This is a genomic window from Arthrobacter sp. PGP41 (assembly GCF_002953935.1).
Classification (GTDB): domain Bacteria; phylum Actinomycetota; class Actinomycetes; order Actinomycetales; family Micrococcaceae; genus Arthrobacter.
In genome coordinates this window covers 1,485,153-1,499,828 of record NZ_CP026514.1, presented here as the reverse complement: position 1 = coordinate 1,499,828, position 14,676 = coordinate 1,485,153, and the positions used below count along the sequence as shown (strand labels likewise).

At 66.8% G+C, this 14,676-nt stretch carries 14 protein-coding genes and 1 pseudogene; 4 read left to right on the top strand and 11 right to left on the bottom strand.

Annotation, left to right across the window (positions count from 1 at the left end; translation table 11 throughout):
- From C3B78_RS06790 to truB, 4 genes are all read right to left on the bottom strand, one after another.
- Entirely contained in the window at nt 1-984 is a 984-nt protein-coding gene (locus tag C3B78_RS06790) for a bifunctional riboflavin kinase/FAD synthetase (RefSeq protein ID WP_104997395.1), read from the bottom strand.
- Nucleotides 985-1,117: 133 nt separating this feature from the next.
- Nucleotides 1,118-1,579, bottom strand: a complete 462-nt coding sequence (locus C3B78_RS06785) for a hypothetical protein (protein ID WP_442778260.1) — start codon at nt 1,577-1,579, stop codon at nt 1,118-1,120.
- 19 nt (nt 1,580-1,598) lie between these two features.
- Complete coding sequence (locus C3B78_RS06780) at nt 1,599-1,952, bottom strand: hypothetical protein (protein WP_104997394.1); 354 nt, start codon at nt 1,950-1,952, stop codon at nt 1,599-1,601.
- Nucleotides 1,953-1,954: 2 nt separating this feature from the next.
- Nucleotides 1,955-2,893, bottom strand: a complete 939-nt coding sequence (truB, locus tag C3B78_RS06775; RefSeq protein ID WP_104999675.1) for a tRNA pseudouridine(55) synthase TruB — start codon at nt 2,891-2,893, stop codon at nt 1,955-1,957.
- A 97-nt stretch (nt 2,894-2,990) separates the two neighbouring features.
- Between truB and C3B78_RS06770 the strand changes: the two genes are divergently transcribed.
- A complete protein-coding gene (locus C3B78_RS06770; RefSeq protein ID WP_199775351.1) occupies nt 2,991-4,148 on the top strand; it encodes a pyridoxal phosphate-dependent aminotransferase in 1,158 nt (385 codons plus the stop codon).
- Nucleotides 4,149-4,166: 18 nt separating this feature from the next.
- On the opposite strand, the gene trxA is transcribed toward C3B78_RS06770, so the two are convergent.
- Together trxA and C3B78_RS06760 are read right to left on the bottom strand one after the other, a co-directional pair.
- Complete coding sequence (trxA, locus tag C3B78_RS06765; RefSeq protein WP_104997392.1) at nt 4,167-4,604, bottom strand: thioredoxin; 438 nt, start codon at nt 4,602-4,604, stop codon at nt 4,167-4,169.
- A 2-nt stretch (nt 4,605-4,606) separates the two neighbouring features.
- Nucleotides 4,607-5,092 carry a nucleoside deaminase gene (locus C3B78_RS06760; protein WP_104997391.1) on the bottom strand — a complete coding sequence of 162 codons (486 nt, stop codon included), beginning with the start codon at nt 5,090-5,092 and terminating at the stop codon, nt 4,607-4,609.
- 179 nt (nt 5,093-5,271) lie between these two features.
- Between C3B78_RS06760 and C3B78_RS06755 the strand changes: the two genes are divergently transcribed.
- Complete coding sequence (locus C3B78_RS06755) at nt 5,272-6,405, top strand: ScyD/ScyE family protein (RefSeq protein WP_104997390.1); 1,134 nt, start codon at nt 5,272-5,274, stop codon at nt 6,403-6,405.
- Between the two features lie 93 nt (nt 6,406-6,498).
- Here C3B78_RS06755 and rbfA read toward each other — a convergent pair whose 3' ends face one another.
- From rbfA to rimP, 5 genes and pseudogenes are all read right to left on the bottom strand, one after another.
- Complete coding sequence (gene rbfA, locus C3B78_RS06750) at nt 6,499-7,008, bottom strand: 30S ribosome-binding factor RbfA (protein WP_104997389.1); 510 nt, start codon at nt 7,006-7,008, stop codon at nt 6,499-6,501.
- Nucleotides 7,009-7,257: 249 nt separating this feature from the next.
- Nucleotides 7,258-10,170, bottom strand: a pseudogene (gene infB / locus C3B78_RS06745) (translation initiation factor IF-2).
- 152 nt (nt 10,171-10,322) lie between these two features.
- Nucleotides 10,323-10,664 (bottom strand): YlxR family protein, encoded by a 342-nt coding sequence (locus tag C3B78_RS06740; protein WP_324778438.1) that lies wholly within the window; start codon nt 10,662-10,664, stop codon nt 10,323-10,325.
- Between the two features lie 180 nt (nt 10,665-10,844).
- Nucleotides 10,845-11,825, bottom strand: coding sequence for a transcription termination factor NusA (gene nusA, locus C3B78_RS06735; protein WP_104997387.1), 981 nt, complete (start codon nt 11,823-11,825; stop codon nt 10,845-10,847).
- A complete protein-coding gene (rimP, locus tag C3B78_RS06730) occupies nt 11,825-12,439 on the bottom strand; it encodes a ribosome maturation factor RimP (protein ID WP_104997386.1) in 615 nt (204 codons plus the stop codon). Before rimP ends, nusA begins: the two co-directional genes overlap by 1 nt.
- A 134-nt stretch (nt 12,440-12,573) precedes the next feature.
- Between rimP and C3B78_RS06725 the strand changes: the two genes are divergently transcribed.
- Both C3B78_RS06725 and C3B78_RS06720 read left to right on the top strand, forming a co-directional pair.
- Entirely contained in the window at nt 12,574-13,767 is a 1,194-nt protein-coding gene (locus C3B78_RS06725; protein WP_104997385.1) for a DUF4439 domain-containing protein, read from the top strand.
- A 195-nt stretch (nt 13,768-13,962) separates the two neighbouring features.
- Nucleotides 13,963-14,664 carry a VIT1/CCC1 transporter family protein gene (locus tag C3B78_RS06720; RefSeq protein WP_104999674.1) on the top strand — a complete coding sequence of 234 codons (702 nt, stop codon included), beginning with the start codon at nt 13,963-13,965 and terminating at the stop codon, nt 14,662-14,664.
- Nucleotides 14,665-14,676 lie beyond the last annotated feature (12 nt).

The following is a 14,676-nucleotide window of genomic DNA, read 5'->3' as shown; positions in this document are numbered from 1 at the left end:
CTAGCGCCTGGCAAGCAGCCCGTGTGCCTGGATCACGTCCAGGCGCATCTGCTCCACGAGTGCCTCCGGCCCACGGTAAGCCACCATGCCCCGGAGTCGGGCAACAAATTCCACGACTACTGTCTGGCCGTAGAGATCGAAGTCCTCCACGTCCTCCTTGGGACGGTCGATCACGTGGGCCTCCACCTGGCGGCTGACGCCGTCGAACGTGGGGTTCGACCCCACGGAAATGGCTGCCGGCCACCGGGTTCCGGCCTGGTCCACCAGCCAGCCGGCGTAGATGCCGTCGGCAGGGATCAGGCCGCTGGCGTTGCTGGCAAGGTTGGCGGTGGGAAAGCCAAGGGCGCGGCCGCGTGCGGCGCCGTGGACAACCTCGCCGCGCATCCGGTGCGGACGTCCCAGAACAGCGGACGCCGTGGCAACGTCGCCTTCCTGCAGGGCTTCCCGCACCCAGGTGGAGGAGCAGCGGCGGTCCGTGCCGTCGTCGTCATGCAGGGGGTAGCCCTCAGAGCCGAACTCGCTGATCACATGCACCTCAAACCCGAACTTCCGGCCGAGGGCCTTCATGGTGTCCAGGTCCCCTGAGTTGCCGCGTCCGAAGCGGACATCGTGGCCGATCACCACATGGCCGGCGTGCAGGCAGTCCACCAGGTACTGCTCCACGAATTCCTCAGGGGTGAGGCTGGCCAGGTCCAGCGAATACTTCATGACCAGGATGGCGTCCAGGCCCAGCTCCCCCAGCGCCTCGAGCTTGTCCTGCAGGCCCATGATCAACTCGGGCGCGGACTCGGGACGGTGGACCAGTGCCGGGTGTGGATCGAAGGTGACCACAACAGCTTTGGACCTTGTGATCCGAGCCGTGCGGACCAGTTCAGACAGCACCTGCTGGTGTCCCCGGTGCACTCCGTCAAAGTTTCCGATGGTGACAACAGATGGGCCGAAGTCCGCCGGGACCTCGGACGGATCGTTCCAGATGTAGACCATCACCCTCGCCTTAACCGCTTGCAAGTATCAACGTTCGGGCCGGTACCGGCCGCGGAACTCTCTAAGATTACCTGCATTCACCGGACCACCTTTGCCAAGCCGGGCGGGTGCCGCCTGCCGGCCGGCGCCGTCGTCAGGTGCTCCGTGACGGCCGCCGCCGGTAGAGCCATACCAGGCCCAGGATTGGCAGCAGCAACGGAATAAAGGCGTAGCCCCTGCCGAACAGCGACCAGACCGTCTCGTGCGGGAACTGCACGGGGTCGAAGAGGCTCAGCGCGCCCACTACCAGAACACCCACCAGTTCAACCAGCACCGCGGCAACCGACACCTTGAACCATGTGGTGCCGGCTTTGGCCAGCGAGACGGTGGCCACCACGTACACGAGGGCCGCGAACGCGGACAGCAGGTAAGCGAGCGGAGCCTCGGAGAACTTGGTGAGGATCTGGTAGCCGGCACGGGCCGACGCCGAGATGGCAAAGACGGCGTACACGGCGATGAGCAGCCGCCCCGGGCCGGTATTGCGGCTGTTGATGACGGCTTGGCTGTTGCCCGGGGTGTGCTCTCCGGCGGCGCTGGTTGCCTGCTGGTCTTTCACGTTGTGTGCTTCTTCCACTTCAGTACCAGATCTGGTTCATGCGTGCCGCCATCACGAGCGCGGTGACGCCGACGGCGGCCAGGACAAAGTTGCTCCATCTGGTCCGCTCCAGGATGGCCCAGTAGACGGCAGCCGGCGGCAGGAGCATGGCCGTGACCAGGTACCCCCAGAATTCCCACGCCTCGCCGGCGATGGGTTCGCCGGCGACGACCCTGATGATGGAGCCCACCAGGTAGACCAGGAGGGAAACCTCCACTGCCGCCACGGACAGGATAGTGACGTCGTTCGGAGCCTTTTTGAGGATTCCTGCCGTCAGGCACACACCCGTGGACACGAGCCCGACCACCAGGATGATGTAGAAATACGCGTCCACGTTCAGCCTTGGCCAAGGGTAGGGGCGGTGGGGCCGCCGTCGCCGGGGGCAAACACCAGCACGGGCTTGGCGAAGCTGCCGGCATCGGCAAGCAGTGCCACCAGGCTTCCGTCGGGTGCGAAGGCCGCGGCCGGGTGGTCTGCGGTGGCAGCGGCGGGACTGCCGGGGGCGGCACCGGCAGCGATCCTCCGGCCGAAGGAGATCTCAGTGGCTTCCGCCGCGGTCAGCTCACGGTTGGGCATCAGCGCCCGGGCAGCCTGCGACATGTCCAGGACGTTGAGCTCCTCGGCGAGCTGCTCAAGGGTGCGCGCCTGCTCCAGGGAATACGGGCCCACGTGGGTCCGGCGGAGCGCGGTCAGGTGCCCGCCCACCCCCAGCGCCTTGCCCAGGTCGCGGGCCAGGGCGCGGATGTAGGTTCCGGAGGAGCATTCCACGGTGACGTCCAGGTCCACGGCGTCCGCTTCCGGATCCCGGCGGATGGCGTGCACCTCGAAGCGGTGGATGGTGACGGGGCGGGCGGCAAGCTTCACGTCTTCACCGGAGCGCACCCGGGCGTAGGCGCGTTCACCGTTGACCTTGATGGCGCTGACACTGCTGGGCACCTGCTGGATGTCACCGGTAAGCGCGGCGACGCCGTCTCGGATTGCCTGCTCGCTGACCTCCGACGTGCCTGCCGTGGCAGTAACTTCGCCTTCGGCGTCGTCCGTGACGGTGGACTGGCCGAGGCGGATGGTGGCGGTGTAGGTCTTGGAAGTGCCCACGATGTAGGTGAGCAGGCGGGTGGCCTTGTTGATGCCGACCACCAGGACGCCCGTGGCCATGGGATCGAGGGTTCCGGCATGCCCTACTTTCCGGGTACCTGCGAGGCGCCGCATCCGGCCAACCACATCATGGCTGGTCCATCCCTGCGGCTTGTCCACTATCACCAGTCCAGAAAGCACGCCTCCCAGTATATCGGCGCTGGTTGACGCCCCGGCGCACTCCCTGCAGCTGCCCGCGGCTCCTGCGGCTGCCTGCGTCGGCGCTAGGATGGCAGGCATGCCTGAGCTTGCCGCCCATGTCCGCGACGTGCCCGTCAACCAGATCCGCGAGATTACCGAAGCCGCATGGCGGACTCCCGGCGCCCTGGTGCTCAGCATTGGCGAACCCGGCTTTGCGCTCCCCCGGCATGTCCTGGACGCAGGCATGGCATGCCTGGACAGGGACGAGACCAACTACACGCCCAACGCGGGCATCCCGGGGTTGCGCGAGGCCTTCGCGGCCCGGTTCCGGGAGCAGCAGGGCTGCGATATTGCCGCGGACCGGGTGTATGTGGTGGACGGGGCGCAGCAGGGCCTGCACTTTGCCATGAGCCTGCTGCTCTCCCCTGGCGACGAAATCCTGGTTCCCAACCCTGGCTATCCCACCTTTGCCATGACCAGCCGCCTGCTGAACGCTGTACCGGTGGGCTATCCGTTGTACCTGGAGCACGGCTTCCAGCCCAGGCCCGGCGATATTGAGTCGCTGGTCACCGACCGGACCCGGGTGCTGGTCCTGAACTCCCCCTCCAATCCGCTCGGCGCCGTGCTGGCCGAGGACCTGACCCGGGAACTCATGGACCTGGCCCGGCGGCATGATCTGTGGGTCATCTCGGATGAATGCTACGAGGCGTTCACCTACGATGTGCCGCACATCAGCCCCGCCAGGTTCGACGGCGATACGCCGGAAAATTCCCGCGTCTTTACTTCGCTGACCCTGTCCAAGACGTACGGGCTCACCGGGCTGCGGATCGGCGCGCTGATTTGCCCGCCCGGCATCAAGCAGGAGATGGACAACGTAATGGAGTCGATCGTCTCCTGCGTCGCGTCACCGTCGCAGTACGCCGCGCTCGCCGCCCTGACCGGACCGCAGGACTACGTCCTGCACGCGCACCGGCACTACCGGGCAAACCGGGACGCGGCATCCGCCGTTCTCGATGCCAAGGGAATCCCTTACCTGAAGGCACAGGGAGCCTTCTATTTGTGGGCCGATGTTTCCCACGCCAGCGGCGGGGACGTCCGCAGCTGGGTGCGCCGCTTCCTCTCGGACTCCGGGGTTGCCCTGGCGCCCGGGACTGCGTTCGGTTCCATCGGCGAGGGCTGGGTCCGGGTTGCGCTGTGCGGGAAGCAGGATGACCTCGTGGCGGGCCTGAACCGGCTGCCCGGCCGTCGTGGCTGAAGGGGCCGGGCCACCCGGCTAGCTTCGGGTTCCGGACAGTGCTCCGTCCAGCCACGTCCGCAGAGCCTCGGCGTGAGCTGCTCCGGCCTGGCGCGCTGCCACCTTGCCGTCCACCAGGACCATCAAGGTGGGAATGGCCTGCACGTCGAACCTCCGGGACAGGCCCGGCGACTTGTCAACGTCCACCTTGACGAGCTTGATCCGCCCCGGCCGTTCCCTGGCCAGCTTGTCCAGCACGGGACTGACCATGCGGCAGGGGCCGCACCAGGCTGCCCAGAAGTCCACCAGCACCGGAACGGGTGACTGCTCGGCGACGGCGGCAAAGTCCGCGTCCCCCGCGTCCACAATCCACGGCAGGTCAGCTTTGCAGTTGCCGCACCGCGGCCGGCCGGCCGCCTGCGCCGGGACCCGGTTGGTCTTGCCGCAGGCCGGGCAGGCAGTGAGTGCAGCTTCCATTCCTAGTACTCCTTTTTGTCTTCGAACGCCCCCCACGCCTGGAACGGCGCGTCCGACGACGGGATGTCGCCTTGGATGACCGGCAAGAGTTCCGGCCGGGTTCCGTCGAAATAGTCGTAGAAGACGGCGTCGTCGAAACCGGCCGCGGCGGCACCATGGCGGTCTGCAGCGAAATAGACGCGGTCGATCCGGGCCCAAAGCGCGGAAGCCAGGCAGAGCGGGCAGGGTTCGCAGCTGGCATAGAGCACCGCGCCATGGAGGTCATAGTTGGCAGTGGCCGCGGCTGCAGCCCGAATGGCCACCACTTCGGCGTGGGCGGTGGGATCGTTGTCGCGGGTGACGCGATTGACGCCTTCGTGCACCCGGCCGTCCGCCGTCACAACAATCGCTCCGAAGGGTCCTCCTCCTTCGCCGACGTTCCTGGTGGCCAGTTCCACGGCCTGCTCCAGGTACTTCGCGGTCTGGTCAGTCTCGTTCGGCTCGGTCATAGCTTGATCCTAGCCAAGGGGTTGGTGTTAGGGGACGAAATAGGGGGCCGAATAGGGGGAAATCGCGGCGACAAACCGGCAGCCGGGGGCATACTCTGGCGGCCAAGGGTCCTGAATGATTTCCTCCCGCGAGGCTTCGTATCCCGGACTGCTATTGGGCGCCAACCCCGGAGTACCCAATGAAGAGAAAGCTGACCATCATCGCCTGCGTGGCGGCTGCAGCCGTCATCGCACCGGCAGTTCCGTCCTGGGCACGCGAAGAAGCCCAGGACCGGGACGTCCTGGCCGACGGCCTCGTTTCGCCCCTGCACCTGGCCATAGGAACAAGCAAGTCCGTCTACGTCACCCAGGACTTCGCGGGGACGCTCAGCCGCGTGGACCGCGATAAGAGCGTCGACACCGTTTACCAGGCTCCGGAGGGCTGGGGCGTGGCCGGTGTGGAAACCCGTGGTGCCACGGCCTTCTTCCTTGAAGCCAAGGGGGCCGGCCAGGGTGACCCGGCAGCGTTGGGAGGCTACCTGAAATCGATCCGCCCACGCGGAGAAGCCAAGACCATAGCGGACCTCGCTGAATACGAGCGGACCACCAACCCTGACGCGGACCAGCAGTATGGCTTCGCTCCCGGCACAAGCGGCCAGTGCCTTAAGGAAGCTGCAGGCATCCCGGACGCCCCACCGCCGCAGTACACAGGCACCCTGGATTCAAATCCTTACGCCACCCACGTCCAGGCCAACACGGCGTACGTGGCTGACGCCGGAGCGAACGCGATCCTCAAGGTCAACATCAGCTCAGGGGACATCACCACGCTGGCAGTCCTGCCGCCGCGGCCCGCAGTGCTGACCGCGGAAGCTGCGGCCACACTGGGCGCACCAGGCTGCGCAGGGTTCGAGTATGCATTCGAACCGGTTCCCACGGATGTGGAGATGGGTCCGGACGGCTGGCTGTACGTGTCGTCCCTGCCCGGCGGCCCGGAGGTCCCCTCGCTCGGTGACCGCGGCGCGATCTTCAAGGTCAACCCGTGGACGGGCCAGGCGAAGCTCTGGGTCGATTACATCCTCAGCCCCACGGGCCTGGCGGTGGCGAATAACGGCGACGTGTATGTTGCATCGCTTTTCGGCAACCAGATCCTGAGGTTCATCGTATCGAAGGCACACCGTAGCGAGTTCCTCGCAGTCGAATCTCCGGCAGACGTAGAGATCCGCGGCGGCACGCTGTACGCCACGGTGAACGTATTGGGCGGTCCCCCACCCGGTCCCGGCGGGGCGCCCGCAGGGCCACCGGCCGGGAAAGTCATCGAGTCCGACCTCCACTAGTCGTGGAGCAGACCAGCCGGCGGAACAGATTTTCTGGGAAGCAGAAGGCCCGGACCCACACATGGGGGTCCGGGCCTTCTGCTGCGCCGAGGGTTACTTGTGGCCGTCTTCGTCGAGTTCCTCGTCGTCACTGAGGTCAAGGTCCTCTTCGTCGAAGTCGTCCTCGTCGATGTCCACATCGGCGGACGCGTCACTCTTGTAGGGGTCGGCGTCGCCCGCGTGCTTTGCCTGGGCGGCAAGCGCGGCCACCTCGGCGTCACGCTTCTTGGCCTCCCGCAGCAGTTCCTCCAGGTTGGAGGCAACCACGGGAATCTGGTCGGCCACGAATTCGAGGCTGGGAGTCAGCCGGACGGTAATGTTCCGGCCAACCTCCTGCCGAAGCACACCCTTGGCCTTTTCCAGTCCCTTGGCGGCGTCAGCCTGGACAGCCTGGTCGCCAAGGACGGTGTAATACACAGTGGCATGCTGCAGATCATTGGTCACCCGGGCATCAGTAACAGTGATGCCCTCGAGCCGGGGATCCTTAACCTTCCGGCCCAGGGCCTCAGCAACAACAACCTTAATCCGCTGCGCCAACTTGGCAGCACGTGCCGGATCAGCCATGAACAACTCCTAAAAATTTTGGAACGTACGACGGCTTGTTGCAGCTGACGTACCCACGTTCGATTGATGCCACGCACTCTAGGCGGGCCAAAGACGGACCCACGTTGGGATTTTTTCCGGCGGCCTGGGAGTGGCATCGGGCCTGCCGAAGCTGGGTGGCCGACGTCGTAAGACGCTGGCCACCCAGCGAAGGGGCGGGGCCGCCGGAAAAATCCCAACGACCCCGCACCCTGTTAAGGCTGGAACAGCCTAGACGCGCGGCTTCTCACGCATCTCGAAGGTTTCGATGATGTCACCTTCGTTGATGTCGTTGTACGAGCCAAGGCCGATACCACACTCGAAGTCCGTACGGACCTCTGTGGCGTCGTCCTTGAAGCGCTTGAGCGTCTCAACGGTGAGGTTGTCACCGATGATCTTGCCGTCGCGGCTGATGCGTGCCTTGCTGTTACGGCGGATGATGCCGGAGCGGACGATCGAGCCTGCGATGTTTCCGAACTTGGAGGAGCGGAAGACTTCGCGGACCTCGGCGGTACCCAGCTGGAATTCTTCGTATTCCGGCTTGAGCATGCCCTTGAGCGCCATCTCGATGTCATCAATAGCGGAGTAGATGACGGAGTAGAAGCGCATGTCCACGCCTTCGCGGTCTGCCAGTTCGGCAACACGCTCGGCAGGCTTGACGTTGAAGCCGATGATGACGGCGCTGTCCACTGTTGCCAGGTTGACGTCGTTCTGCGTGATGGCACCAACACCGCGGTGGATGACGCGCAGCTGCACGCCTTCGCCGACGTCAATCTTGAGCAGGGCGTCTTCGAGGGCTTCCACGGCACCGGACACGTCGCCCTTGAGGATGAGGTTGAGGGTGTCGATCTTGCCTTCGGCAACGGCCTGGTCGAAGTCTTCCAGGCTGATGCGCTTGCGGCGCTTGGCCAGGGCGGCGTTGCGGTCCGCAGCTTCGCGCTTCTCGGCGATCTGGCGGGCGGTACGCTCGTCAGCGGTCACGAAGAAAGTGTCGCCTGCACGCGGGACGTTGGACAGACCCAGCACCTGGACGGGGCGGGACGGGCCGGCCTCGGTCAGGGCGCTGCCGTCGTCGTCGAACATCGCACGGACGCGGCCGTGGGCCGTGCCTGCCACGATGGTATCGCCGACGCGCAGGGTGCCGGACTGCACCAGGACGGTGGCCACGGAACCGCGGCCCTTGTCCAGGTTGGCTTCGATCGCGATGCCGCGGGCGTCCTTGTTCGGGTTGGCCCGCATGTCCAGGGCAGCGTCCGCGGTGAGCAGGACTGCCTCGAGCAGCTCGTCGATGTTGAGGTTCTGGCGGGCAGAGACCTCCACGAACATGGTGTCGCCACCGTACTCCTCGGGAACCAGGCCGTACTCGGTCAGCTGGCCGCGGACCTTGTCCGGGTTGGCGCCTTCCTTGTCGATCTTGTTCACGGCCACGACGATCGGCACGTTGGCCGCCTGGGCGTGGTTGAGGGCCTCAACGGTCTGGGGCATCACGCCGTCGTCCGCTGCGACCACCAGGATGGCGATATCGGTGACCTTCGCACCACGGGCACGCATGGCGGTGAACGCCTCGTGGCCCGGGGTATCGATGAAGGTGATCTTGCGGTCGTTGCCTTCGTGGTTGTGCGTGACCTGGTAGGCACCGATGTGCTGGGTGATGCCGCCGTGCTCGCCCGCCATGACGTCGGACTTGCGGATGGCATCGAGCAGGCGGGTCTTACCGTGGTCAACGTGGCCCATGACGGTGACAACCGGAGGACGTGCCTCGAGGTCTTCGTCGCCTTCGGCTTCGAGCTCTGCATCAAAGTCGATGTCGAAGGTGGAGAGCAGTTCGCGCTCCTCGTCCTCCGGCGAGACGACCTGGAGCTTGTAGCCAAGCTCCTCGCCGAGCAGGGCAAAGGTTTCCTCGTCCAGCGACTGCGTGGCCGTTGCCATTTCACCAAGGTGGAAGAGCACGGTTACCAGTGCGGCGGGGTTTGCCTCGATCTTGTCGGCGAAGTCCGTGATGGACGAGCCGCGGCGCAGCCGGATGACGGTGTTGCCGTCGCCGCGGGGTACGCTCACGCCACCCAGCGACGGGGCACTCATCTGCTCAAGTTCCTGGCGCTTTGCACGCTTCGACTTGCGCTGCTTGCCACGTCCGGCGCCGCCCTTGCCGAAGGCACCCTGGGTGCCGCCGCGGCCGCGGCCGCCCTTGCCAAAGCCACCGCCGGCGGGAGCACCGCCGCCGCCGCCGGGACCACCGGTTCCGGGAGCGCCGCCCGGGCGTCCGGGACCACGCGCCGGCACCGGGACGGCCTGCACCAGCGGGTGCGGGACGTTCAGTGCGGTTTGGCATCATGCCGGGAGTAGGACGGTTCCCGCCGGCGCCACCGGGGCGCGGTGCACCCGGGCGGGGACCGCCGGCACCTGCTGCGGGACGGGGACCGCCCGCACCTGCTGCCGGACGGGGGCCGCCGGGACGGGGACCGCCCGCACCTGCTGCGGGACGCGGACCACCGGGACGGTCGCCGTCGGTACGGCTTCCACCCGGACGGGGCATGCCCTGGGAGGTGGCAAACGGGTTGTTGCCGGGACGGGGAGCACGCTCGCCGTCGCCGCCGCGGCCGCGGGGCATGCCCTGGGACGTGGCGAGGGGTTGTTGCCCGGGCGGGGACCGCCGGGACGGGGAGCGGAGCCGCCCTGCCCTGAGCCGCCGGAGCGGGCCGGAGCAGCGGGGGTTTCAGCCTTGGGTGCCGGGCGTGCGCCGGGCTTCGCTCCGGTGGACGGAGCGGCCGGGGCAGGTGCAGCCGGAGCTGCGGGGGCGCTGGCAGCGGGGGCTGCCGGAGCAGCCGCCTGTGCCGGTGCTGCCGGAGCGGCGGGCGCGGGCGCTTCAGCCTTGGGGGCCGGAGCCTTCGGAGCTGCCGGACCGGGTGCCGGTGTTGAGGGACGCGCCTCTGCCGCCGGAGCGGCTGCCTTGGGGGCGGCTGCCGGTGCGGCAGCCTTGGGGGCGGCGTCGGGGAAGGCGTTGCGCAGTTTGCGCACAACGGGGGCCTCAATGGTTGAAGAGGCAGAGCGAACGAATTCGCCCAGTTCCTGCAGTTTTGTCACTGCATCTTTGGAAGTAATACCGAGCTCTTTGGCGAGCTCATGTACGCGGACCTTGGCCACATTTCTCCTGTCTCGGTCCGCACCGAGCCAGGCACGAACCGTCTACTTCTTACTGCGGGCCCAAGCCGCAAATACTGCAGAAGGGCCCATTGCAGAGCGCAACAAAGTTGTCATCGTTGCGCACTCATCGCTGGGAACTCATCGGGTTTCCATCAGTTTTCTGACCCGCTTTCAGGTTGGACGGTTGGTGTTGCAGTTGCCGGAACGCGTGCAACGCTCGGGCCTGACGTGATCCGGCGTTCGACGGCGGCGGTACCGGTCGCTCCCCGCAGGGCACGTCCGAACGCTCGCCGCTTCAACGCCAGAGCCAGGCACGATTCGCTGGGATGCAGCCATGCACCCCGGCCAGCCATCCGGCGTCGTTCATCCACCAGGACAGCGTTTGATCCACTGCCTTCGGCGACGAGCCGGAGTAACTCATTCCGCGTGCCCTTCTTCCGGCATCCGATGCAGGTACGCTCCGGCTGATTCCCGCTTGCTACTGGCACGGTCATCTTCCTGACGTTCATATCTGCTGGCCGAGAACGGCCTTCCTCCGGTTTGAACGGATTGGGCACGCCCAGGGCGCACGGCTGCCGGCCGTTAGGCGCGGTCTTTACTATTCTAGCCCCTCCCGGCCGTTCTGCCCGAAACTGCGGGGGCGTTTCCGGCGCGGGAGGACGGCGAAAGACTGCTTAGTTGTCCCGCGCCTGGGCGGCGTCGGACACGATGTCGATCCGCCAGCCGGTGAGCTTGGCCGCCAGCCGCGCGTTCTGGCCCTCTTTGCCGATTGCCAGGGAGAGCTGGTAGTCCGGAACCACCACGCGGGCGGACCGGGTGGCTTCATCGGTGATGGTGACGGAATTCACTCGCGACGGCGACAGCGCGCTGGCAATGAAGGTGGCCGGGTTCTCGCTGAAATCGACGATGTCGATCTTTTCGTCGTTGAGTTCATTCATGACGGCGCGGACCCGCGACCCCATCTCGCCGATGCAGGCTCCCTTGGCGTTGATGCCGGGGACGTTGGCCTTGACCGCAATCTTGGTGCGGTGGCCGGCTTCCCTGGCCAGTGCCACGATCTCGACCGAGCGGTCGGCGATCTCCGGCACTTCCAGTTCAAAGAGCTTGCGGACCAGGCCGGGGTGGGACCTGGAGAGAGTGACGGACGGGCCCTTTGAACCACGGTGGACGTCAATGACCAAAGCGCGCAGCCGGTTGCCGTGGATGTACTTCTCCCCGGGAACCTGCTCGGGCGGCGGCAGCAGCGCCTCGACGGAGCCCAGGTTGACCTGGATCATGTGGGGGTTGTTGCCCTGCTGGATGGTGCCGGACACCAGCTCGCCTTCGCGGCCCTTGAACTCGCCCAGCACGTTGTCGTCCTCAACGTCACGCAGGCGTTGCAGGATGATCTGGCGCGCGGTGCTGGCAGCGATCCGGCCGAACCCCTCAGGGGTGTGCTCGAACTCGCCGATGGGGGCGCCGTCGTCGTCAATCTCCACAGCCCAAATGGTCACGTGGCCGCTCTTGCGGTCCAGTTCGGCGCGGGCCTTTTCGAAGGCGCCGGGCGACTTGTGGTAGGCCACCAGGAGCGCCTGCTCAATGGTGGGGATGAGGAGGTCCAGCGGAATTTCACGCTCACGCTCCAGAAGTCTCAGTGCGCTCATGTCAATATCCATCAGGCCTCCTCAGAAGGTCCATTGTGTTCAGGTTCCAGACCGTCCTCGGAGAGGTGGCTGAATTCGATCTCGACTTTTCCGTTGCGGATCCTGTCGAAAGGAAGCTTGACGGGATCGCCCTGCTTGGGCTTCATTCCCTTTTTCACGGCGATCTCCGGGATGATCATCACTCCCCCGTCATCCACTGACTGGATGCGGCCGGTGACGTTGTCCCCCTGGGCAACATTGACCTTGACCATGCGGCCCTTGGCGCGGTGCCAGTGGCGCGGCTCGGTCAGGGGGCGCCCCACGCCGGGCGAGGAAACCTCGAGATCATAGGGCCGGCCGTCGTCGGCGGGATCGTTGTCCAGGACGTCGGACAGGACTTTCGAGATGTCCGCAATGACATCAAGGCTGACGCCGCCGGTTTCCTCCTGGGGCAGGTCCACCACAACGTGGACCACCCGGTGGGAACCCGCCACGATGGCCACGTCCTCCAGGTACAGGCGGTTCGCCTGCACCGCCGGTTCGAGGAGCGCGCGGAGCCGGGCAGCTTCCGGGTTGTTGGCGGGTGCGGCATCAGCCTTACCCGTTCCGGTCAGGTCCGATGAAGCCGTGGCTTCTGAATTGCTCACGATGCCCGCCGCCTCCCTATAGATGATGTTGTGTGTACTAGCGTAGCTATTTTACCGGTCCGGCGGGACGGAGATTCCCAGCCGGCGTGACACCATGGTCTGTTGTGAAAGACGACAATCGGGAAAACCGCCCAATGCTGCGCTATTTCCGGTACGCCGTTATGTCGTTCACAGCCCTCCTTGTCCTCAGCCTCGGATTCGCCCTGATCCCCGCGGAACCGCCGCCGCCCGCGGATCCGCCGTTCTCCGAGCAGGCGAGGATGGCCGCCCTGGATGACGCGCTGGAGCTGCGAACGGCCGCTGGGGTGCTGTCAGCTGTGCCGGCAGCCGGCGGCGCCCCGGACGTTGGCGGAAAAACGGCCGCCGTGGACACGGCTGTGACATTGCTGACGCTGCAGGCGCGCACCCTCCTTTCGCCGTCGGAAGCCGCCCCTGCGCTGGACGCACCCTCCCCTGCCTCCGCGCAGCCCGCCCCGCAGCCAACGACGACGGAATCCCCCAAGGCGGAACTTTCCAGCCTTGCAGGGCTGGCGTCCGCGCTCTCGGCCAGCGGAGTGCAGCGCCTCGCCGACGCAGCAAAGGCCGACGGCGGGCTGGCCCGGCTGCTGGCCGGTGCCGGCACCGCCCAACTGCTCGCCGCCGAGGACGTGGCCGCCGCCGGCGGCGTCGCCGTGGAAACACTGCCGCACTCAGCCGCAGGGACGCCCGCCGGTGCCTCTCCATCCACAGCCGCCACACCCGCAGCCAGCCCCACGCGATCCCCGACGGAATCCGCCTGCCCGCCGTTTCTTCCGGCGCCCGCGGGTCCTCCCACGGCCGCGGCTCCGGCATCTGCTGGACAGGAAACAACCGGCACAGGGACGGTTGCAGCTGTCGCCAATGCGCTTTCGGCGGCCCTGGCCGCCGAACAGCAGAGTGTCTACGCCTACCAGGCGGCACTCCCCCGGCTGGCAGCCAAGGACACCGGCGCGGCGGGAGCCTTCCTTGCCGCGCATGAAGACCTTGCCGCCGAAGCCGCGGCGCACTCCCGGGCAGCATGCAGTGCCGCACAGATGCAGCAGCCCGGCTACGTACTGGACCCGGAATTCCTTGCCCACCCGGCTGCCGGGCTTGCCCGCCTGGAGCTGGTGTCGCTTCCTGCCTTCGGGGACGTCATTGCCCTTGCCGACGGCGGCACGCGGGAGTGGGCCATCTCCGCCCTTCAGGCCGCGGCACGCCGCGCTGCCCACTGGGGCGCGGACCCGGGGCCGGTTCCCGGCGTCGTCCTCGACCAGGACCAGCTGCCGGACCTTCCCGCCAGTTCCGCTCCTGCGCCGGCAGAGCCATGAACTGAGGGGACGCGGCAGCTCCCATAATTACGGGAGTCAGCACCCCCACTCCGATGAACCCGGCCAGGGCGCCGCTTTCCTGTCCGTGCCGGGTGGCCCGGGACAGCTTCTGATGGTTTGCTGAAGAGCATGGACGCACATGAACCCGCGGAACAGGGTGCAGCGGACACCGGGGCCCCGGAACTTCGCCGCCACATGGAGACCGAACCGCACGGCAACGATACCGCCCAGCGGCTGAACTGGCTGCGTGCGGGCGTCCTGGGTGCCAACGACGGCATCGTCTCGGTGGCGGCGATCGTGGTTGGCGTGGCAGGGGCCACCGCCGAGTCCGGCCCCATCCTCGCTGCCGGGGCCGCGGGGCTGGTGGGCGGCGCGGTATCCATGGCACTGGGTGAGTACGTATCCGTGAGCAGCCAGAGCGACAGCCAAAAAGCCCTGATAGAGAAAGAGCGCCGGGAGCTGGCCGAGGAACCGGCGGAGGAACTGGCAGAACTTACCGCCATCTACCTCGCCAAGGGCCTCAGCCCCGAAACAGCCGGCAAGGTAGCCGAAGAACTCACGGCCCATGATGCCCTGGCCGCGCACCTCTCCGCCGAACTCAACATCGACGAGACGGACATCGTGAACCCCTGGCACGCGGCCTTCGCTTCAGCCATGGCTTTTGTTATCGGCGCGGTCCTCCCAATGCTGGCAATCCTTCTTCCGCCGCCGGAGGTCCGTGTTCCCTTGACCTTCGCTGCTGTCCTGGTTGCACTGGCCCTGACGGGAGCATTGGGCGCCTGGATCGGCGGCGGTTCCAAATCCAGGGCCGCGGTCAGGGTGGTGGCGGGCGGCGCCCTGGCCCTCGCCGCCACGTTCAGCATCGGCAGCATGCTCGGCGCCACGGGCGTGGTGTAGCGCCCGCCGCCC